The sequence below is a fragment of the Chitinophaga agrisoli genome (assembly GCF_008386695.1).
In the GTDB taxonomy this organism is placed as follows: Bacteria; Bacteroidota; Bacteroidia; order Chitinophagales; family Chitinophagaceae; genus Chitinophaga; species Chitinophaga agrisoli.
In genome coordinates this window covers 1-595 of the sequence record NZ_VUOC01000022.1, presented here as the reverse complement: position 1 = coordinate 595, position 595 = coordinate 1, and the positions used below count along the sequence as shown (strand labels likewise).

The window sequence follows — 595 nt, the reverse complement described above, 5'->3', positions numbered from 1 at the left end:
AAGAGCAATCGCGAAGCAAAGATGAAATTCCTGATCACCGTCGCTACCATATTCGCCATGGCTTCCGCCGTGCCTGCCAACCGCGGCCTGGTGACGCCTGGCTTGGGCGGCCCTGTTCCCATCCTACACGAGCCTATCGACGTCGAACCTGCAATCATCAACGAATTCGAGCCAATCGACAACGGACCCGCTATCGTCGACTTCCCCGTTCCTCCTTCCCCAGTCGTCATTGGTCCCATCGCCCCCGGCCAGGCTTCTCCCCTAGTTCAGATTATTGTTAATGTAAACCAAGCATTAACTCCCTCTCCCGTCGAAATAAATCCCGAGCCAGTGATTGTTGATGAGGAAAGCGAAATCAAACCTGATCCCGTAATCGTTGTTGATGGTCCTGAAGTTACGCCCGTAATCATTGCTGATCCCGCCATTGTTGTTCCTGAGCCCGTGATTGTGGCTCCTATTGAACCTACGCCTGTGTCACCCGTCATCATCGGTGCCCCCGACCTTCCCAACCCCCAATGAGTACTAGATAATATGACAACTGATATTGTTAAAATTTTAAGTAATTAATACAAAACAATTCATAAATATTCTTCAC

General features: G+C 49.9%; 1 protein-coding gene. It reads left to right on the top strand.

From position 1 onward, the window contains the following. Nucleotides 1–519 (top strand): hypothetical protein (locus F0L74_RS34500; RefSeq protein ID WP_213087167.1); only part of this gene is annotated, 519 nt, incomplete at its 5' end. Nucleotides 520–595 lie beyond the last annotated feature (76 nt).